This is a genomic window from Achromobacter spanius (assembly GCF_003994415.1).
In the GTDB taxonomy this organism is placed as follows: domain Bacteria; phylum Pseudomonadota; class Gammaproteobacteria; order Burkholderiales; family Burkholderiaceae_B; genus Achromobacter; species Achromobacter spanius_C.
Genome location: NZ_CP034689.1, coordinates 1256871 through 1276021 on the forward strand (window position 1 = coordinate 1256871; position 19151 = coordinate 1276021).

Sequence of the window (19151 nt, forward strand, 5' to 3'; positions counted from 1 at the left end):
TTGGCGCAAGTTGCCGCCTTTGTCTTCCCCGGTGTCTTTCGGATGGCCCGCATGGATAGTCTTGAATGGCTCATACCCTGGGAGTTCTCTCCCACGCTGGTCGCTTCCTTCGTGGTGGCGATCGTGCTGTTCGTGCGTGGCCAGCGTGTGCACCATGTGACCGGGGCGCGCCGCTTCCTGTTCTGGGCCGGGCTGGTGCTGTTGTATCTATCGCTGCACACCCGGGTGGATTACTACGCCGAGCGGATGTTCTTCATCCATCGCATCCAGCATCTGGTGCTGCACCACCTGGGCCCGCTGCTGGTGATGGCGGCCTTTCCGGGGCAAGTCATGCGCGCCGGCCTGCCGATGGCCTGGCGCATCCGTCTGCGTGATTTCCTGCGCACGCGCAGTGGTCGGGTCACGGTGGCGGTGCTGACCAACAAAATCTTCGTTCCGGCGCTGTTCGTCTTCCTGGTGCTGATCTGGCTGATTCCGTCGGTGCAGTTCTATTCCATGCTGGACTGGCGGCTGTATCGCCTGATGAACTGGTCAGTCGTGATCAGTGGCTTCATGTACTGGAACCTGATCCTGGACCGCCGGCCCGCGCCGCCCGCGGCCATGACGCCGGGCGGACGTGTCATCTCCCCCGTGCTGACCATGCTGCCGCAAATGGTGGCGGGCGCGGTCATCGCCTTTACCGAAAGCGATATCTATCCCTTGTTTGAACTGTGCGGGCGAGCCATTGCGATGTCGGCCCAAACCGACCAGACCATAGGCGGCTTGACGATGTGGATTCCCGCCGCGCTGGTCGAGGTGATTGGCTTGATGGTGGCGCTGGGCACGTTGATGCGCCTGTCCGCCAAGGGGCGGCTGCGCAAGGTGGACCGCGATGCGCGGGCCCGGGCCAAGGCGCGGGCGGCGCTATCGGGCTAGCGCGGGTTCGGACTCGGGTTCAGGCTTGGGCTTATTCCGGCACCAGGCCGTGGTATTTCTTGCCCAGCGCCACAGTGGCCTGGAACATGCCCGCCTTGTTGCCGCAGTCATAGCGCACACCTTCGAAACGGTGCGCGTAGACAGCGCGTTCGCGCATCATCGAGGCAATGCCGTCGGTCAACTGAATTTCATTGCCCGCGCCCATTTTGGTTGAGCGCAGATGGTCGAAGATGGCGGCTTCCAGCACGTAGCGGCCCACGACGGCAAGCGTCGAGGGCGCGACGTCGGGTTCGGGCTTTTCAACAATATGCGTGACGCGCTCGGTGCGGGGGTCCAGATGGGTTTCGCCGGCACGAGTTGCCACGATGCCGTACTTGCGCGTATCGGCGCGTGGCACGTCCTGCACGCCCAGCACACTGGCGTTCTGCGCAACGGCAACATCCACCAACTGCTTCATGGCGGGCGTGTCGGCGTCGATCAGGTCATCGGCCAGCAACACGGCAAAGGGCTCGTCGCCCACGGCGGGGGCGGCCGACAGCACGGCGTGGCCCAAGCCCAACGGGGCGGACTGGCGAATATAGAGACAATTCACATGCGCGGGTAGAATGCCCCGCACCATGGCCAAGAGCTCGTGTTTGGCCTTGCTTTCCAGGTCGGACTCAAGCTCGGGGGCGGAGTCGAAGTGGTCTTCGATGGCGCGCTTGTTGCGGCCGGTCACAAAAATCAGGTCAGTGATGCCGGCGGCCACGGCCTCTTCGACGGCATATTGAATCAATGGCTTATCGACCACGGGCAGCATTTCCTTGGGCATCGCCTTGGTGGCGGGCAGGAAGCGTGTGCCCATGCCGGCAACGGGAAAAACGGCTTTACGGACGGGACGCATTGAGACCTCGTTGGGAGTATCGATGAAACATTTTAAGCTCATCGCTATCATAGGCTTATGAACCGCAGGAAAATGCCATCCATTTGCGCTATTGCGAAACGAAGCGCGATTCTCGGCCTGAGCGCCGCCTTGATCGCCCCGTCCATTCCCGTCGCCGCCTGGGCGCAACCCGTCGGCCTGCCATCCATGGGCGCGGCGTCTGCCGCCGAGCTGTCCCCGATGCTGGAACGCAGCTTGGGCGAAGCCATCATGTCGCAGGGCAGGCGCGACCCCACCTACGTCGATGACCCCGAACTCAGCCAATACCTGACGACCATGGGCCGCAAGCTGGCCGCGTTTGCGCCCGGCGCCGTGCCCGAGGTGGAAATGTTCGGCGTGCGCGACCCCGAGATTAACGCCTTCGCCATGCCCGGCGGATTCATCGGTGTGAATACCGGCTTGATTGTGTCGTCGGCCAGCGAATCCGAATTGGCCGCTGTGCTGGCGCACGAAATCGGCCACGTCGTGCAGCGCCACATTGCGCGCGGCATGACGCAGCAGAGCCAGAACAGCATGGTGATGCTGGCAAGCCTGGCGGGCGCGCTGCTGGCGGCGTTGGCGGGCGGCGGCGGCGACCTGGCGATGGGCGTGGCGGCGTTTGGTCAGGCGGCGGCAATCAACCGGCAACTGGGTTTTTCGCGCGATGCCGAACGCGAGGCGGATCGCGCCGGCTTCCAGATGCTGACCAAGGCGGGCTACGACGCCGAAGGCATGTCGCAGATGTTCTCGCGCCTGATGAACGCATCGCGCCTGAACGAGGGCGCGGGCGGGGGCTCATGGGCCAGTACCCACCCGTTGTCCATCGAACGTATGTCCGACGTGCAGAACCGCGTGCGCTCGCTGCCGCCCTCGCGCCATATCGATAGTGACGACTTCTGGTACGTGCGCGCCAAGATGCGGGTGGTGCAGGGGCGCGATGCCGTCAGCCTGCGGTCGGCCGGGCAGCAATTGCAGGACGAGGCGCGCGCGCTGTCCGGCGTGCGCCAATCGGCGGCGTATTACGGGCTGGCCTTGCAGGCGTTCCAGCGCAACAACCTGGCCGAAGCGGAGCGGCTTTGGAACCTGGCTACGGCCGGGGGGCGCAATTCCGCTCAACTCGCCAAGCTCAGTGTGGACATCGCGCTGGCCCGAAAGGACTATCCGCGCGCGCTGGAGCTGGCCCAATCGGCCACCAAGCGCTGGCCCGACCAGCGTGCGTTGGGCATGGCCTATGCTCAGGCGCTGCAAAGCAATGGCCGCCATGCCGACGCGCAAGACTATCTGCGCGCGAAGATCAAGCAATGGGGAAGCGACGAACCCGGGCTTTATCAGATGCTGGCGCAAAGCGAAGAGCGCAATGGCAAGCCCGTGCAGGCGCGCCGCGATCTGGCGCGCTTTTATGTGATGACCGGCGCGTTTGCCGCCGCGGAATCGCAGTTGCAGCAGGCGCGCGGGCTGTCCACCGATTTCTACGAGCAATCGCAGATTGATGTGCAGATCAAGGAAGTGAAAGACAAGCTGGCCGAAGAGCGGCAACTGCTGGAACGCTTCAGGTCGGGTTGACGCGCACGCCATGCGCCCGGGGCGAAACGCCGGGCGCGTTTTGCCCGCCCTTGCCTACAAGCCCGTTTCGAAAAAGCGCCCCAGGCGTTGCGGCAGCCAGTTCAGGTGCGCGGGAAAAGCGCCGGTGGGAAACCCGGCATGCCCGCCGTCGCTGGGCTGGTGCAGCAAGATGACCGGCGAGCAGTCTTCCAGCTTGGGCAGCGAAGCGGCGGGGATGAACGGATCGTTGCGCGCATTGAGTACCAGCGTGGGCACCGAAATCTTGGACAGCCAGGGTTTGCTGGACGCGCGGGTCCAGTAATCCAGTGCGTTGCGGAACCCGTGCATGGGCGCGGTGTAGGTGTCATCGAATTCGCGCAGGTCATGCGCGTGCGCGATGCGCATCACGTCAATCGCGCCGGGGAAACGATGCGCCTTTTCCAGCACCTTGTGCTTAAGCGTTTTCAGGAAATGGGCCGAGTACACGCGCCGGTTGAATATGCCGGTGGATAGCGTCTTGCCGCAGGCAACCAGGTCCAGCGGCACCGACACGCCAGCGGCCGCAGTCAGCCACGTCGTATCTTCCTGGTGTTCGCCCAGGTACTTCAGCAGCGCATTGCCGCCCAGCGATACCCCCACCGCATGCCAGCGCGCGTGGGGAAGACGGTCGCGCACCGTATTCAGCAGAAAGCCGACTTCGGCGGAATCGCCGGAATAATACGCCCGGGCCAACCGGTTGGGCACCCCGGAACAGCCGCGGAAATGCGCGATCACCACGATCCAGCCGCGCGCGCGGAAATAGTGGGCGATGGACTGGGCATACCGGCTGTTGCTGCCGCCTTCCAACCCGTGCAGCAGTATCAGCGCGGGCGTGTCGGGCGTCTGGGGCAGCGACTGCCAGTCGGGCGCCGTCATCCAGCGCGCCGCGGCGGTTTTGCCATTGGCGACAGGTCCCTGTCCGCTGACGGGCGCGCCATCGGCGGCTTTGTGCGGAAACAGCCCGGGGCCGGTCCAGTCAAAGTCCACGAAATCAGTGTCGGGCGTGTCCACCCGATCCCGCACGAAAGCGATCCGATGGTATTGCGCGAACAGGGATGCGTAGACCGTCTGGCTGTCGCCTCCGGGCAACCAGGAGGGAACGGGGCAGGGGGACGAATCAAGACGAGCAGCGGCCAACTAAAGATCCACCCGATTCAATGCAGCATGTCGGGTACGTCGTGCAAGTCGAGCACCCCGGCTTCCGTGGGCGCCGAAGACGAATGGTGCATGACCATGCGCCAACCGGTTGGGCCCTTGTGGTAGATGTTTGTCGCGTAGCAGTTTGCGAACTGCATGCCTTCCCGTGTGCGTACGGCCACCTGCTCAACCAGCACATGCACCGCGCACATCATGCTAAGCATGACGAGTGGGCGCAACGGGCGTACGTGCAGCGGGCCGTTGGACAGCACCTGTTGCCAGGATTCCTGCACCGCCGAGTGTCCGACGATGCGCAGGCCGCCAGGGTGGATGCAGATGACTTCTTCGTCGTCGGCCCACACTTGCATCAGACGGACGCTGTCCCCCTGTTCGAGGGCTTCGTAGAATGCGTGTTCAGCTTCTTCGGGGGTGGCAAACATGGCTGCTGTGACGGTGGCGTTGTGCGGCGGGGCGGCGTGCTTAGTGGTGGCCGTGCAGCACGGTGCCTTCTTTCAGGCGATATTGCGCGCCACAGTAGGCGCAGCTGGCCGAGCCGGTGCGGGCAACGTCCAGGAAGACGCGGGGGTGCATGCTCCACAACGGCGCTTTCGGGCCGGGGCAGAAAACGGGCAGGTCTTCTGCGCCGACTTCAATGACTTCGTGAGCGTTGGGGACGGCGGCCGGAGCAGCAGCGGTCATGGATGTTCCTGAAAAAAAACCGATAAACGGCAGGTTGGGGCAATATGCGGCCGGCCTGCGGCCGCTCGCGCGAATGAAGGATCAGAATCGCATCTTACTTAGCCAGTGATGGTACTTCGGGACGCGGCCATTCACCATTGTCGATTTCGGCATGTGCCAGCCCGCTACCAGCCAAGAAATTCCAGGCGCGTATTGTATCAAGCAGCGGGGTTACAATATCGGCCTATTCGCGCACCGCCGTGGTGCCATTCGGCCCACGCAACCCGTAAGAGTTCCCATGTCGTCCTGTCCGAATCGCCAGGGGTCAGCCGTTGTCCTCTGAATCTGCGTTTCCTGAGTCTGAAGATCCCGGCGCGGTTCGCCAGCAACGTCTGAGCGCGTTTCGTGCTGGCGTCCATGCCATCGTGCCCGCGCTGATCGCCACGGCGACCTGGGGTCTGGTGACCGGGGTGGCCATGGTCAAGTCCGGCCTGACCGAATCCATGGCCCTGGCCATGACCTTGTTGCTGTATGCCGGCTCGGCCCAACTGACTTCACTTCCGCTGATTGCCACCGGTGCGCCGCTGTGGCTGATTTTTGCGGCCGGCTTCGTCGTGAACCTGCGCTTCATCATCTTCGGCGCGGCCTTGCAACCGTATTTCCGCCACCTGTCCTGGCCCAAGCGCCTGGGGCTGGGCTATTTCACCACCGACATGGGCTTCGTGCTGTTCATGCCGCGCTTTGGAGATTCGGCCGAACGCGGCACCCGCGAACAACTGTGGTTCTTCCTGGGCACGATTGTGCCGGGCTGGCTGGTCTGGCAGTCGTCTTCGATCGTGGGTATCTATCTGGGCACCATGGTGCCCACCGGCTGGTCGCTGGACTTCGCCGCGGTGCTGGCGTTGCTGGCAATCACCGTGCCTCTTGCCAGCTCCAAGCCGATGCTGGTGTCCATGCTGGCTGCCGGCGTGGTGGCCTGGACGGGCCAGGTGCTGCCGTTGCGGCTGGGCCTGGCGGCGGCCGTCGTGGCCGGTGTGGTGGCGGGCATGTGGGCCGAACGATTCTTCAAGGCGCGTCCATGACTCTCTGGCCCTCCGAGATCTACGTCTATTCGGCCATCCTGTTGCTGGCCTTGTGCAGCGTACTGACCCGCGCCGGCTTCATGCTGTTCGGCGACTACATTCCTTTGCCCGATGGCGTGCGTCGGGCATTGCGCTATGCGCCCGCTGCCGCGCTGACCGCCATCGTCGTGCCTGACCTGCTGCCTTGGAAGGCGGGTCTGGGGCCGGTATTCGACTACAAATTGGTGGCCGGCCTGGTCGCCATCATGGTTTTCTTGCGTACCCGCAGCGCCGTGCTGGTGATCGTGGCGGGCATGCTGGTGTTGTGGGGGTTGCGCTGGCTGGCCGGCTGATGTCCGGCCCTCAATCATGATTAGTCCATCTGGTGGACACTCCAAATCGCCTGGGAGCGGGCGCGCCCGTTGCTTGGCGCGGCTTGGGCCGCCGCCCGAAACCACGGTTTGACGTTGTGGTAAGGCGCCTGCGCTAAAATCCCTCGTATCCACAGCAATCCGGGCCTGGTACTGCCCTCATAAGTATCGAATCCAGAATGCGCCCGCTGGCCTGCAAGGCAGGGTGCCGATTGCCCGCGAAGCCCTATCCGCTTCGCGGCGATTTGCGTGCCGTCGCAACGCGACCACGTGTATTTAGATTGCCCCGATGCGTATGTAGTGCAGTGCATGTAGCACTCTCGTTTTGTTCTTTTTCACTGGTCCCGGTATCTGCCAAACCCTGATGACTGAATCCACTCAATCCGTAGCACCCACCGCCGACGCGCCCGCGCCGACGTTTGCCGATTTTGGACTGCACCCGCTGTTGTTGCAGTCCATCGCCGAAACCGGCTACACCATTCCGACGCCCATTCAGGCGCAAGCCATCCCTGTGGTGGTGGAAGGGCGCGACGTCATGGGCGCCGCCCAGACCGGCACCGGCAAAACGGCCGCGTTCACCGTACCCATCCTGCATCGCCTGATGCCCCTGGCCAACACCAGCGCGTCGCCCGCGCGGCACCCGGTGCGGGCGCTGATCCTCACGCCCACGCGTGAATTGGCCGACCAGGTATTCGAAAGCGTCAAGCGCTACAGCAAGCAAACACCGCTGCGTTCGGCCGTGGTGTTTGGTGGGGTGGATATTGGTCCGCAGAAAGAAGCGCTGCGCCGTGGCTGCGAAATCCTGGTGGCTACGCCCGGCCGCTTGCTCGATCACGTTGAACAAAAGAACGTGAACCTGAGCCAGGTCGGCATCCTGGTGCTGGACGAAGCGGACCGCATGCTGGACATGGGGTTCTTGCCGGATCTGGAACGCATCATCCGCCTGTTGCCCGCACAGCGTCAGGGCCTGCTGTTCTCGGCCACCTTCAGCAACGAAATCCGCAAGCTGGGCCGTTCGTATCTGAACCAGCCGGTTGAAATTGAAGTCGCGGCGCGCAACGCCACGGCCACGACCATCACGCAGATCGCCTACAAGATGCCCAGTGACGCCAAGCGCGCCGCGGTCGTGCATCTGGTGAAGTCGCGCGGGCTGAAACAGGTCATCGTTTTCTCGAACACCAAGATCGGCACGGCGCGCCTTGCCCGCGAACTTGAACGCGATGGCGTCAAGGCCGAATCGATCCACGGCGACAAAACCCAGGCGGACCGCATGAAGGCGCTGGAAGCCTTCAAAGCAGGCGATCTGGAAGTGCTGGTCGCCACCGACGTTGCCGCGCGTGGCCTGGACGTGGCCGGGGTGCCGTGCGTCATCAACTACGACTTGCCGTACAACGCCGAAGACTACGTGCACCGCATCGGCCGTACCGGCCGCGCGGGCGCCTCGGGCGAAGCCATTGCGCTGTTCACGCCCGATGAAGAACGGTTTTTGCTCGACATCGAAAAGCTGATCAAGCGCGAAGTGCCGCGCGGCACGCTCGACCTGCCGGCAGATGCCGTGGCGCGCAGCCACCGACGCAGCGAAGAGCGCTCGGGTTCGTCCTCGCGCGAAGGCCGCGAAGGCGGTCGTGAAAGCCGTGGCGACCGCGGTAGCCGTTCGTCGGATCGCCGTTCGGGCTACACCTCCAGCGGCCCCCGTCAGCCGGTGGACGATTTTTTCCTGAAGCCTTACGAGCCTTCGCCCTCGGCCACGCCCGCCGAAGAGCAGGCGCCCAAGAACGACAGTGGTTCGACTGCGCCCAAGCGCCAAGTGGCGGTACTGCTGGGCGGTTCGCGCAAGAACTGATCGCCAGCCACGACGCATGAAAAAACCCGCAACGCCCAACCATGGGCCTTGCGGGTTTTTCTATGTCGCGCGGGAATCAGGCCGCCAGCAGCTTGGGCAAGTCGGGTAGCTCGGTGTTGACCGCCGGGCTGTCTGCGTTCACGCTTTCAAGCAGCCGTTCCAGATGCCCGATATGCGGCAGCATGGGGCCGTAGAACACGACGCGCGATCCAATCCGCACGAGCAGCGTGGGGAAGTTCTCGACGTCTACGTCACCCAGCAGTTCGGCGTGGTCTTCGATGTCGATCCAGGCAAAGACATGCTGTGGCAGTGCGTCGGCCAGGGCTTCGAGCTTGGGCTTGTATTGCTCGCAGGTATCGCACCATGCCGCACAAAAACAGGCGACCAGCCAGGATTCAGGAGTGGTGCCAAGCCGAGTGCGCAGGGTGGTCAGGTCGGTGCCGGGTACGAGTAGAGACATGTGAGCAGATCGAGGCGTGTTTGACTATCATACCCGGGATGTCCACCCCCTTTTGCCAGCTTCCATGACTGCTTTGCGCACTGATACCGCCCCTCCCGGCAATGGCCGATACTCTGGCGCGGGCAGCGGCGCCGTCAGCGTCGGCCAGGCGTTCAAGCGCGCCCTGGTGTCCCAATGCCACCCGACGATGCTGTTCGCGGTGCTGCTTCCTTTCCTGATTGCGCTGGTTGGCGCGTTCCTGCTGCTGTACCTATTCTGGACGCCGTTGACGGACTGGTTGCGTGCCGAGGTATCGCACTGGGACATGGTCAATCGAGCCGACGAATGGATGATCGCCATGGGCTTGTTTTCGCTCAAGATCTATCTCATTCCCGTCATTGCCGCAGCCATCTTGTTGCCCGTGTCCGGCATTCTGGGCCTGGCGATCGCGGCGGTGTTCGTGATGCCGCTGGTGTTGCGCCATGTGGGGCAGCGCGAATACGCCACCGTGACACGACGAGGCAAGTTTTCAACGGCGGTCAGCGTGTGGAATGCCGTCTGGGTGTCGGCCGCGTTTGCCGTCGGTTGGGTGCTGACGCTGCCCTTGTGGTTGGTGCCCCCCATGGCGGTCATCCTGTCGATCTTCTGGTGGGCCTTTGCGTTCTCGCGCATGATGCGCGTGGACGCCATTGTTGAACACGCCAGCCCCGAAGAACGCAAGCTGATCCTGGATCGCAACAATCGTGGCTTCTGGACCATCGGCCTGATCTGTTCGCTGCTAAACCTCTTGCCGCCTGCCTGGATTATCCTGCCGGTGTTTTCGGCGCTGGTTTACGCCCACTATGGGCTGGACGCGCTCAAGCGCCTGCGCCAGGACAACGTCATCGACGTCTGACCGTATTTTTCTCTTACCTCTGGAATTGGACATGGCCGCAGAATCCGCCGCCCGTCGCATAGGCCTCATCATCGTCGGGGATGAAATCCTCTCGGGCCGCCGTCAGGACAAGCATTTTTCCAAAGTCGTCGAGCTGCTCAGCGCGCGCGGCATGCAACTGGGCTGGGCCGAGTTCCTGCCCGACGACCGCGACACACTGGTGGCCGCCTATCGGCGCAGCTTCGCCACGGGCGACGTGGTGTTTTCGTGCGGCGGCATTGGCGGCACGCCCGACGACCATACGCGTCAAGCGGCCGCCGCCGCGCTGGGCCTGCCGCTGGCCTTGCACCCCGAAGCCGAGCAAGCCATTGCTTTGCGCACCGCTGAAATGGCCGCCAAAGGGCAGGGCACGGCTGACATGAGCGCGCCCGAGAACCAGCAGCGCCTGCAGATGGGCATGTTTCCTGAAGGCTGTGAAATCGTACCGAACCCGTACAACCGCATTCCCGGTTTTTTCATTCAGGATCACACCTTCGTGCCCGGCTTTCCCGTGATGGCCTGGCCGATGCTGGAATGGACGCTGGACACCCGCTATCGTGCGCTGCAGCATGTGCGGGCCCATGTCGAGCATTCGTTCCTGGTGTTCAGCATGCCTGAATCACGCATCACACCGGCCATGGTCAGCGTGGAAAGCCGATGGCCGGACGTGCGCGCATTCAGCTTGCCCAGCGTGGGCGAAGCCGGCGGAACGCCCCATATTGAGCTGGGCGTGAAGGGCGAACCCGTCGGTGCCGCCGAGGCGCTTGAGTTCCTGCGCGCCGAGGTACTGCGCCTGGGTGGAAAGCTGGCGCCGCCAGCCGCCGCATAGGAAACCTTGCAAAAAGCCATTGCAAAATGGCGTCGTAAATTTCACAATACGGGAAAGGACTGTTTGCTGCGTTGCCGCAAGACCGGACTTTTTTCGGTGTTGCGGCGCTAGCCCTATCTAACCCTATGCCCCGTCTTTCGCCCCCCCGCACCCCCCTGGACGCCGAAACCGAAGGCGCATCCAGCCATCCCATCGCCATCCAGGTCATCGAGCGCGCCATGCGTCTGCTGGATGCCCTGGCCGCGCAGCAGGATCCCGTCACGCTGAAGGAGTTATCGGCCACCACCGGGCTGCACGCGTCAACCGCGCACCGCATTCTTAACGATCTGGTTGTGGGCCGCTATGTTGAGCGCGTCGACAACGGCCTATACCAGTTGGGCATGCGCTTGCTGGAATTGGGGTCGTTGGTGAAGGGCCGCCTGAATGTCCGCGAGGCTGCCATTTCGGCCATGCGTTCGCTGCACAAGCTGACCGGGCAAACCATCAACCTGTCGGTGCAGCAGGGGGATGAAATCGTCTATATCGACCGTGCCTGGAGCGAGCGTTCCGGCATGCAGGTGGTGCGGGCCATCGGCGGCCGCGCGCCTTTGCACCTGACCTCGACCGGCAAGTTGTTCCTGTCCACCGGCGATACACGCCAGGTTCGCGCCTATGCGCTGCGCACGGGGCTGGCTGGCCACACGCGCAACAGCCTGACCGACCTGGACCGCCTGGAACGCGAATTGGCGCTGGTGCGGCGCCATGGCTATGCGCGCGACAACGAAGAGCTGGAGCTTGGCGTGCGTTGCATCGCCGCGGGGATCTTTGACGACACTGGCAAGCTGGTGGCCGGGCTGTCCATCTCGGCGCCGGCCGAACGCCTGCAGGACGATTGGATCAAAGCGCTGGTCGACACCGCCGCCAGTATTTCCGAAGCGTTGGGATACGAACCGTCGGTGTCCACCGGCTTCAATGGCTTGGGAATGGCCGCGGAAGCCCTGCGCCCTTAAGCTCGGGCAGGCCCGGGTCTGGCCCCGGCCCGCGCCACGAGAAAAGCCCCTTGCGGGGCTTTTCTCGTCAACGGCGTTACTGGGGCTGAAGGCCTGCCTTCTTGAACAGCTCGGCCCACTGCGGGACTTGCTGCTTGACCTTGGCCTCAAGCGCCTGCGGGTTGGCTTCCTCGGTCAGCACCGCGGCGCCAAGCACCTTCATGCGTTCCTGGAACTTGGGGTCGGCCAGGCCTGCCTGCAGGCTCTTGACCAGCTTGTCCACCACGGGCTTGGGCGTGCCCTTCGGCACCCACATACCGTGCCAGATACCCACTTCGAAACCCTTGTAGCCGGATTCATCCATGGTCGGCAGCTTGGGCAGCGTGGGCACACGCTTCAGGCTGGTCACGGCGTAGGCCTTGACCTTGCCGCTTTCGATCTGCTGCGTGGTGTTGGTGGTCTGGTCGCACATCATGTCCACCTGCTTGCCCAGCAGGTCGTTCATGGCCGGGGCCGTGCCCTTGTACGGAATCGTCAGCAACTGGACGCCCAGCGCTTCAACCAGCATGGTGCCGCACAGGTGGCTGGCGGCCCCAATGCCAGCGTTGGCGAGTGACACCTTGTCCTTGTTCTGTTTGACGTATTCGGCCAGTTCCTTGATGTTGTTAGGCGGGAAGTCCGACCGCGCGATGATGGTCATGGGTACATCAACCACCAGGCCGATGGGTTCGAAGCCCTTGAACGGGTCGTAGCCGGGGTTCTTGTACAGCGACGGAGCGGTCGTGAAGCCCGCGTGCATCAGCAGGACGGAATAGCCGTCCGGCTGGGCGCGCGCCACTTGCGTCGTGCCGATCGTGCCGCCAGCGCCGCCCTTGTTTTCAACCACGACCGTCTGCCCCAGGCTTGGACGCATGGCTTCCGCCAGCGAGCGGGCAACGTTGTCGGTGGGACCACCTGCGGCGAACGGCACCACCATATTGATGGGGCGGTCCGGAAATTCCGCTTGGGCGGCGCCGGCCGCGAACATGGCGCTGGCCGCGAGCAGGGCCGAAAGCGTGCGGGGAATTAGGGTCATGAAGTCTCCAATTGCAGGGTTTTGCTTGCTGCGATTTAGTTATAGACCACTGATTTATGGTGTGTTTTTTCTGTCATCAGCGTGCAAGCAGTTTAGAAAAGAATTGATACGCCGTCATGTCCGGTATTTCCCGAATCATGGGAAAAACTTGTCGTGGATCAAAGACATGCAATCCCTTGCACCGTTAAAGTGCAAACACTTGTTGCGTTGCACAAAAACCGCTTGACAACAATTTCTGCCAGTCTAGAATGTGAATTGTGCAGTGCATCAAACGGGCCGGCGGTAGCTTGTAGTACCAGTTTCCGCGCACGTTTCTATCTTTCGTCGCAGACAACCAATCCTTCTTGCCGGAAAGCGTCCGGCTACCACTAAAGGAGCATTCTATGAGCGCAATTCCGCAACAAGTCCTGGACCGCCAAAAGGCCAGCATCAACACTTTCGTGGCTGCCCAGTCCGCCGTTTTCGCCGGCTTTGAAAAGCTGGTCGAGCTGAACATGAAGGTCGTGCGCGCCACGCTGGACGAAGTCGCCCAGAAGTCGCAGCAAGCCTCTGAAGTCAAGGACCCGCAGGAAGCCGCGGCGTTTGCCTCGGGCCTGCTGCAGCCGGGCGCTGAAAAGGCCATGGCCTACACCAAGCACGTGTATGACATCGTTGCCGGTGTGCAAGGCAGCCTGGTCAAACTGACCGAAGAGCAAATCGCTGAAAACCAGCAGCAACTGAGCGAAGCCGTCGACCAATTGTCGAAGAACGCTCCGGCTGGTTCGGAAAGCGCCGTCGCCTTGATCAAGTCCTCGCTGGCCACCGCGACCAGCGCCTACGATTCCGTGAGCAAGGCCGCCAAGCAGGCTGCTGAAGTTGCCGAGTCGAACCTGAATGCCGCCGCCAACGCGACCTTCAAGGCTGCAACGGATGCCGCCGACGCCGCCACCAAGGTTGCCAGCCGTAGCCGTCGCACCGCCTGATTCTTGGCGCGCGATGCTGCGCAAATCGCAGTAATGTAGTACTGTTGAGTGACAGAGCAGAGCTGGAATTAGGGCCACCCACAGGGTGGCCCCTTTTTTTGCCTGACGCTTTTTGTCCTGCTGCGCAAGGCCGGGGCCGCGCACCGCCCCTTGATGGCTAGCGTTTTGCCGTGGCTCGCACGCATTCGGTGACCAGAGCAGGGCCGCGATAGATCAGGCCGGTGTACAACTGCACTGCATCCGCGCCCGCGGCCATTTTTTCGCGCGCCTGCTGGCCCGACAGCACACCGCCCACGCCGATGATCGCCAGGCTGTCGCCCAGTTTTTCCTTCAGGCGGCGTATTACTTTCAACGACAACTCATGCACCGGCGCACCCGACAAGCCGCCGGCTTCTTCGGCATGCGCCTGGCCCGTGACCGCGTCGCGAGACAGCGTGGTGTTGGTGGCGATGACGCCATCAATGCCGTGCCGCGGCAAGGTATCGGCAATGGCGTCGATCTGTTCTTGCGTGAGGTCCGGGGCGATCTTCACCGCCATGGGCACGCGGCGCTGGTACTGGTCTTCCAAGGCGCGGCGTTTGTCGGCCAACTGCGCCAGCAGCGCCGACAGCTCGTCGCCGCTTTGCAGCGCCCGCAGGTTTTTGGTGTTGGGCGAAGAAATATTCACGGTGACGTAGTCGGCATGCGGGTACACCCCTTCCAGGCCGATCAGGTAATCGTCTGCCGCCCGCTCGATGGGCGTGTCGGCATTCTTCCCGATATTCAGGCCCAGGATGCCACCCTGCTTGCGCCACTGGCTGCGTTGCACGTTGGCCAGAAAGGCGGGCAGGCCCTGGTTGTTGAAACCCAGCCGGTTGATCAGCGCATTGGCGCGCGGCAGCCGGAACATGCGCGGCTTGGGGTTGCCGGGCTGCGCGCGCGGCGTCACCGTGCCCACCTCGATAAAACCAAAGCCCAGGTTGCCCAGCGCGTCGATATAGGCGCCGTTCTTGTCCAGCCCCGCCGCCAGCCCGATCGGGTTTTCCAACTGCATGCCCATCAGCGTGCATGGCGCCTTGGGCTGCGCATGCATCAGCTTGCGCGTGGCGCCGCATTCGTAAGCGCGTTGCAGGCCCGACAGCGTAACTTCGTGGGCGGTTTCCGCGTCCATGGCGAACAACGCCGGGCGGGCCAGGGGATAGGCGTGAAAGAGGATAGACATGGGGCGGAATTGTAGAGCGAATTTCACCGCGCTTGCGGCAAACCCGGGCCACTCCGCACGCAGGTCAAAGGGACGGATCGGGCTGGTCCCGCCATTGCCCATCCACCAGGAACTGCGCGGGATGGAAGCTCGACTTATAGGACATCTTGCGGCTCTCGGCGATCCAATAGCCCAGATAGAGCCAGGGCAGGCTCAGCGTGCGGCACTGTTCGATCTGCCACAGGATGCTGTAGGTGCCCAGGCTGCCCTCGACGTCGGGATCGTAGAACGTGTAGACCGAAGACAGCCCGTCATCCAGCACGTCGATGATCGACACCATCATCAGCACACCCTCGGGGTCACGGAATTCCACCAGGCGTGTGTTGACCCGGCTGGTCAGCAGGAATTGCGCGTACTGCGTGCGGCTGTCTTCGTCCATGCCGCCGCCGGGATGGCGACCCTGCTGATAGCGCGTATACAGTCGGTAATGCTCGGGCGACCAGGCCAATTCCGCCACGAATGACTGCAGGGATTGATGGTCGCGCCAGGCGCGCCGTTGGCTGCGGTTGGGCGCGAAGCCCGCCGTGTCCACCCGCACGGGTACGCAGGCGCGGCAGTTGTCGCAATGGGGACGATAGGTGAACAGCCCGCTGCGGCGAAACCCCTGCTCAACCAATTGCGAATAGGTGCCGGCGTTGATCAGATGGCCCGGCGCGGCAACCTGCGACCGCGCCTGGCGCCCCGGCAGGTAGCTGCACGGGTAAGGAGCGGTTGCGTAGAACTGCAGCGTGGAGAAGGGGAGTTCTTTGAGCTGGCTCATGGAGTCGTGCGCATCGCGCGGTACGTCCGCGATGAGATGGCTACATATTAACGCTTAAGTCGCCGCTGGATGGGGCGTCCGGCAACAGGCGCGCGGCGCTGTCCAAGGTGCCGCGCGTCCAGAACACCGGCGGCTGCGCGGTCGCGTGGCGGACGTACTGGAGGAACTGCGCGCGCGGTATGGGGCGGGCGCCCAGGCTGGCCAGATGCTGTGTCTGCTGTTGGCAATCAATGCGCTCGACGCCTTGCGCCGCCAGATAGCGCACCAGATAGGCCAGGGCGATTTTCGACGCGTTGGGCGCACGGGTGAACATGGATTCGCCGAAGAACATGCGGCCCAGGCTGATGCCGTAGAGGCCGCCGGCCAGTTCGCCGTCAACCCAGGTTTCAATGCTGTGCACATAGCCCGCCCGGTGCCAGTCCGCATAGGCCTGCTGCATGGCGCTGGTGATCCAGGTGCCCGGCTGCCCCGCGCGGGGGCGGCGCATTGCGCCATGACGTCCGTGAAAGCGGTATCCACGCGCACCTGCACGCGCGGTTGCGCGTCATGTTCCTGGCTGGCGATTTGCCGCAGCAGCTTGCGCAGTGAATGGGACGGTGCAAAGTCCTTGGTGGCCAGCACCATGCGCGGGTCCGGACTCCACCACAGCACGGGCTCGCCTTCCGAATACCAAGGAAAGATGCCGTTGGAATAGGCTTGTATCAGGCGGTCAGGGGACAGGTCGGCACCGGCCGCGAGCAGGCCGTCCGGTTCCGTCAGCGCAAATTCCGCGGGCGGAAACGGAGTGTCGACGGCAAGCCAGGGGAGCTTCAACGGTGCGATTCTAGGGTGTAGTGATGGGGAACGAACGCGCCTTGCTTGCGGTCGTCGAAGTAATGGCGCAACGTGCTTGCAACGGTGCGAAATGCCAGGTCATCCCAGGGAATGTCCGCTTCATCGTACCAGCGGGCTTCCAGGCTTTCCGGGCCGGGATCCAGCTCGGGGCCCAGCGCCTGGGCGAGATAAAACACATGCACCTGGTCGATCTGCGGCAGGTCGATCATGGTGTAGAGATCGCCCAGACGGATACGCGCGCCGGATTCCTCAAGGGTTTCGCGGGCCGCGCCCTGCGCCGTGCTTTCGCCCAGCTCCATGAAGCCGGCGGGTAGCGTCCAGGTGTTGTAGCGCGGTTCGATCGCGCGGCGGCACAGCAGCACGCGGTTTTCCCAGACGGGAACCGTGCCGACCACCAATCGCGGATTCTGGTAGTGGATGGCGCCGCAGTGATCGCAGATGTCGCGTTCACGGTTGTCGCCTTCCGGCACCCGGCGGTTGACGGGCGTGCCGCACTGGCTGCAAAAAAGCGAACGGCGGGGGGCGGGGAAGTATTCGATGGGCGATTTGGCAGTCATGGGGTTGATTCTAACGGCTGCGGCGAGGTCCGGCGCGTCCCACGGGAGCGGCCGGGGCGCCGCCACCGAAGCGCTCTTCCAGGTGCTCGACGAACGACCTCACCTTGGGCGACAGGAACCGGCGGTGGGGGTAGATGGCGTACATGGAAATCGGGGTGTGGGCGTAGTCGGCAAGCAAGGCCACCAGCCGGCCCGCGCGGATATCGTCGCCGACCAGGAATTCGGGTTGCAGAATAATGCCGTGGCCGGCCAGTGCGGCGGTGCGCAGCACGTCGCCGTTATTGGCCCGCAACGCGGCGGTGACGCGCACCAGATGCGTGACCCCGTCTTTCTCGAAATGCCATTCATTGCCGGTGCTGGCGTAGGCATAGTGCAAGCAGCGGTGCTGCTTCAGGTCTTCCGGTGTCTTGGGCGTGCCGTGGCGCTTCAGATAGGCAGGGGCGGCGCACACCCGCAATTGCTGCGGCGCCAGGGGGCGCGCCACCAACGACGAGTCCTGCAGCGGCCCGATACGCACGGCCACGTCGTACCCATCTTCCACCAGGTCCACCACGCGGTCATTCAGGTCCAGGTCGATGACAACGTCGGGATAGCGTTGCAGATACTCAGCAATGGCGGGCCCCAGGTGCAGAATGCCGAACGACACCGGCGCACTGACCCGCAGGCGGCCGCTGGGGCGCTGGCCCTCGGCCTGTAGCGACAGCTCCAGATCGGCCACTTCGGCCAGGATGGGGCGCACCCGCTCGTAGAACGCCCGCCCGGCGTCCGTCATGCTGAGTTTGCGTGTGGTGCGGTTCAGCAGGCGCACCCCGTACTTTTGCTCCAGATAGGCAATCTGCCGCGTCACCACGGAGCGCGCCTGGCCCATCTTGTCGGCCGCCGCCGCGAAAGAACCTAATTCAACGACCTTGGCGTAGGTCTGCATCGCGGTGTGTGTATCCAAGATTGTTTCCTAACGGGGAACAATAATTTGCAATTCTGCAGGTTTATCTTTGTTTTTGGAATCGCAAGAATAGCGCCCTTGAAAGGATCTCCCGTGTTGGGCGATTCCCCAACCGCAGAAGGAAACCGCAATGATCGATACCCGTACCGCACCCTATGCCGCGCTGCTGCTGCGCGTGGCGCTTGGTGTCATGTTCCTGGCCCACGGCCTGACCAAGCTGCTGGTGTTCACGCTGCCCGGCACCGCGCAGTTCTTCGCCAAGATCGGGTTCGCGGGGTGGCTGGCCTATCCCGTCACGTTCTTCGAAGTGGGCGCCGGCGTGCTGTTGATACTGGGCGTTGTGCCGCGCTGGGTGGCGGCGATCGCGGTGGTGCAGTTGTTCGTGGCGTCCACCGTGCACTTTGGCAACGGCTGGGGCTTCGGCAATGCTGGCGGCGGTTGGGAATACCCGATCTTCCTGACCGTTGCAGCCGCCGTGCTGGTGCTGCTGGGTGATGGCAAGTTCGCTTTGGTCAAGAGCGGGCGCGGCTGACAGAACCCGCGCAGGTGAATATCAGCCCGCCGGATTGGGATCGAACCCCAGGCTTCGCGCCACGTCCCGCCGCGTGATCGCGCGCAGTGGCGCGGCAGCGTAAACGCCAGGCCAGGACACCAAGATCGTTGTGTCCGGCGAAAGATCGGCCAAGGCCTCCAGCAGGGGGGCGCCATCCTGGGTCGATAGTTTTTCCAGCACCGCGGGCAGGTCGCGGTCCAGCAGCAACCCCGCACCTGCCTGGGTGACCGCATACAACTGGCCAGCATCATCCAGCCACCAACTATTAATGGCGTTTACGGTTACTTCCGTGTGCGTCAGCAGGCGCCCGTTATCGTCGCTCAGGCGAAGCACGAACGGCGCACCATCCAGACGCACGAAGACCCGCTGCGGCCCGTTCTGGAAATACCAGCGGCCAGCGTCGTCATGTTCATAGTTGCGGTTGATGAACTCCAGGATCTGCGCATTGGTAATGGATTCACCCGCGCCGCCTTGCCCGGCCTGGCCTTGCGGATGCAGGCGCCAGCGGCCGCGTCCGTCCAGTGACAGCCAGCCGTATACCGCCGGCACGTTGGGCCAGCGAGCAAGTGCGTCCTTTACCGATTGATCCAT

The 19151-nt window shown here is 63.4% G+C and carries 21 protein-coding genes and 1 pseudogene; 10 read left to right on the forward strand and 12 right to left on the reverse strand.

Going from position 1 to position 19151, the window contains the following annotated elements; genetic code table 11:
• The first annotated feature begins 42 nt into the window (after positions 1 to 42).
• Positions 43 to 915, forward strand: coding sequence for a cytochrome c oxidase assembly protein (locus ELS24_RS05625; protein ID WP_127183631.1), 873 nt, complete (start codon positions 43 to 45; stop codon positions 913 to 915).
• Positions 916 to 946: 31 nt separating this feature from the next.
• Here ELS24_RS05625 and galU read toward each other — a convergent pair whose 3' ends face one another.
• Positions 947 to 1798 carry a UTP--glucose-1-phosphate uridylyltransferase GalU gene (galU, locus tag ELS24_RS05630; RefSeq protein ID WP_050447308.1) on the reverse strand — a complete coding sequence of 284 codons (852 nt, stop codon included), beginning with the start codon at positions 1796 to 1798 and terminating at the stop codon, positions 947 to 949.
• 57 nt (positions 1799 to 1855) lie between these two features.
• Between galU and ELS24_RS05635 the strand changes: the two genes are divergently transcribed.
• On the forward strand, positions 1856 to 3379 hold the full coding sequence (locus ELS24_RS05635; RefSeq protein ID WP_050447307.1) for a M48 family metalloprotease: 1524 nt from the start codon (positions 1856 to 1858) through the stop codon (positions 3377 to 3379).
• 54 nt (positions 3380 to 3433) lie between these two features.
• Here ELS24_RS05635 and ELS24_RS05640 read toward each other — a convergent pair whose 3' ends face one another.
• Genes ELS24_RS05640 through ELS24_RS05650 form a run of 3 tightly spaced genes read right to left on the reverse strand, consistent with a single transcriptional unit; the run spans position 3434 to position 5233 of the window.
• A complete protein-coding gene (locus ELS24_RS05640; RefSeq protein WP_127183632.1) occupies positions 3434 to 4534 on the reverse strand; it encodes a YheT family hydrolase in 1101 nt (366 codons plus the stop codon).
• A gap of 17 nt (positions 4535 to 4551) precedes the next feature.
• The gene (locus tag ELS24_RS05645) at positions 4552 to 4974 is read right to left on the reverse strand and encodes a YybH family protein (protein WP_050447305.1); all 423 of its coding nucleotides are present in this window, start codon (positions 4972 to 4974) and stop codon (positions 4552 to 4554) included.
• A gap of 40 nt (positions 4975 to 5014) precedes the next feature.
• Positions 5015 to 5233 (reverse strand): zinc-finger domain-containing protein, encoded by a 219-nt coding sequence (locus ELS24_RS05650; RefSeq protein WP_050447304.1) that lies wholly within the window; start codon positions 5231 to 5233, stop codon positions 5015 to 5017.
• Positions 5234 to 5544: 311 nt separating this feature from the next.
• Here ELS24_RS05650 and ELS24_RS05655 point away from each other — a divergent pair, with 311 nt between their 5' ends.
• From ELS24_RS05655 to ELS24_RS05665, 3 genes are all read left to right on the forward strand, one after another.
• On the forward strand, positions 5545 to 6294 hold the full coding sequence (locus ELS24_RS05655) for an AzlC family ABC transporter permease (protein WP_164741219.1): 750 nt from the start codon (positions 5545 to 5547) through the stop codon (positions 6292 to 6294).
• Positions 6291 to 6626: an AzlD domain-containing protein gene (locus ELS24_RS05660; protein ID WP_050447302.1), complete on the forward strand. Its 336-nt coding sequence runs from the start codon at positions 6291 to 6293 to the stop codon at positions 6624 to 6626. The genes ELS24_RS05655 and ELS24_RS05660 overlap by 4 nt, the downstream gene beginning before the upstream one ends.
• A 382-nt stretch (positions 6627 to 7008) precedes the next feature.
• A complete protein-coding gene (locus ELS24_RS05665; RefSeq protein ID WP_127183633.1) occupies positions 7009 to 8487 on the forward strand; it encodes a DEAD/DEAH box helicase in 1479 nt (492 codons plus the stop codon).
• 76 nt (positions 8488 to 8563) lie between these two features.
• Here ELS24_RS05665 and ELS24_RS05670 read toward each other — a convergent pair whose 3' ends face one another.
• Complete coding sequence (locus ELS24_RS05670) at positions 8564 to 8947, reverse strand: thioredoxin family protein (protein WP_127183634.1); 384 nt, start codon at positions 8945 to 8947, stop codon at positions 8564 to 8566.
• 64 nt (positions 8948 to 9011) lie between these two features.
• On the opposite strand from ELS24_RS05670, the gene ELS24_RS05675 reads away from it, so the two are divergent.
• The 3 genes from ELS24_RS05675 (at position 9012) to ELS24_RS05685 (ending at position 11657) form a co-directional block, all read left to right on the forward strand.
• Positions 9012 to 9821: an EI24 domain-containing protein gene (locus ELS24_RS05675; RefSeq protein WP_050447300.1), complete on the forward strand. Its 810-nt coding sequence runs from the start codon at positions 9012 to 9014 to the stop codon at positions 9819 to 9821.
• Between the two features lie 31 nt (positions 9822 to 9852).
• Positions 9853 to 10668 (forward strand): competence/damage-inducible protein A, encoded by an 816-nt coding sequence (locus ELS24_RS05680; RefSeq protein WP_050447299.1) that lies wholly within the window; start codon positions 9853 to 9855, stop codon positions 10666 to 10668.
• A 125-nt stretch (positions 10669 to 10793) separates the two neighbouring features.
• Positions 10794 to 11657 (forward strand): IclR family transcriptional regulator, encoded by an 864-nt coding sequence (locus ELS24_RS05685; protein ID WP_050447298.1) that lies wholly within the window; start codon positions 10794 to 10796, stop codon positions 11655 to 11657.
• Positions 11658 to 11733: 76 nt separating this feature from the next.
• Here ELS24_RS05685 and ELS24_RS05690 read toward each other — a convergent pair whose 3' ends face one another.
• On the reverse strand, positions 11734 to 12711 hold the full coding sequence (locus ELS24_RS05690; protein ID WP_050447297.1) for a tripartite tricarboxylate transporter substrate binding protein BugD: 978 nt from the start codon (positions 12709 to 12711) through the stop codon (positions 11734 to 11736).
• A gap of 383 nt (positions 12712 to 13094) precedes the next feature.
• On the opposite strand from ELS24_RS05690, the gene ELS24_RS05695 reads away from it, so the two are divergent.
• Entirely contained in the window at positions 13095 to 13673 is a 579-nt protein-coding gene (locus tag ELS24_RS05695) for a phasin family protein (RefSeq protein WP_050447296.1), read from the forward strand.
• A 157-nt stretch (positions 13674 to 13830) separates the two neighbouring features.
• Here ELS24_RS05695 and ELS24_RS05700 read toward each other — a convergent pair whose 3' ends face one another.
• From ELS24_RS05700 to ELS24_RS05720, 5 genes and pseudogenes are all read right to left on the reverse strand, one after another.
• Positions 13831 to 14874, reverse strand: coding sequence for a quinone-dependent dihydroorotate dehydrogenase (locus ELS24_RS05700; protein WP_050447325.1), 1044 nt, complete (start codon positions 14872 to 14874; stop codon positions 13831 to 13833).
• A 64-nt stretch (positions 14875 to 14938) separates the two neighbouring features.
• Positions 14939 to 15673, reverse strand: coding sequence for an arginyltransferase (locus ELS24_RS05705; protein ID WP_050447295.1), 735 nt, complete (start codon positions 15671 to 15673; stop codon positions 14939 to 14941).
• A gap of 40 nt (positions 15674 to 15713) precedes the next feature.
• Positions 15714 to 16486, reverse strand: a pseudogene (gene aat, locus ELS24_RS05710) (leucyl/phenylalanyl-tRNA--protein transferase).
• Complete coding sequence (locus tag ELS24_RS05715) at positions 16483 to 17064, reverse strand: NUDIX hydrolase (protein ID WP_050447293.1); 582 nt, start codon at positions 17062 to 17064, stop codon at positions 16483 to 16485. The pseudogene aat and the gene ELS24_RS05715 overlap by 4 nt, the downstream one beginning before the upstream one ends.
• Positions 17065 to 17074: 10 nt before the next feature.
• Positions 17075 to 18007, reverse strand: coding sequence for a LysR family transcriptional regulator (locus tag ELS24_RS05720; protein WP_050447292.1), 933 nt, complete (start codon positions 18005 to 18007; stop codon positions 17075 to 17077).
• A 130-nt stretch (positions 18008 to 18137) separates the two neighbouring features.
• Between ELS24_RS05720 and ELS24_RS05725 the strand changes: the two genes are divergently transcribed.
• Positions 18138 to 18539 carry a DoxX family protein gene (locus tag ELS24_RS05725; RefSeq protein WP_127183635.1) on the forward strand — a complete coding sequence of 134 codons (402 nt, stop codon included), beginning with the start codon at positions 18138 to 18140 and terminating at the stop codon, positions 18537 to 18539.
• Positions 18540 to 18560: 21 nt separating this feature from the next.
• On the opposite strand, the gene ELS24_RS05730 is transcribed toward ELS24_RS05725, so the two are convergent.
• Positions 18561 to 19151 (reverse strand): DUF2946 family protein, encoded by a 591-nt coding sequence (locus ELS24_RS05730; protein WP_050447290.1) that lies wholly within the window; start codon positions 19149 to 19151, stop codon positions 18561 to 18563.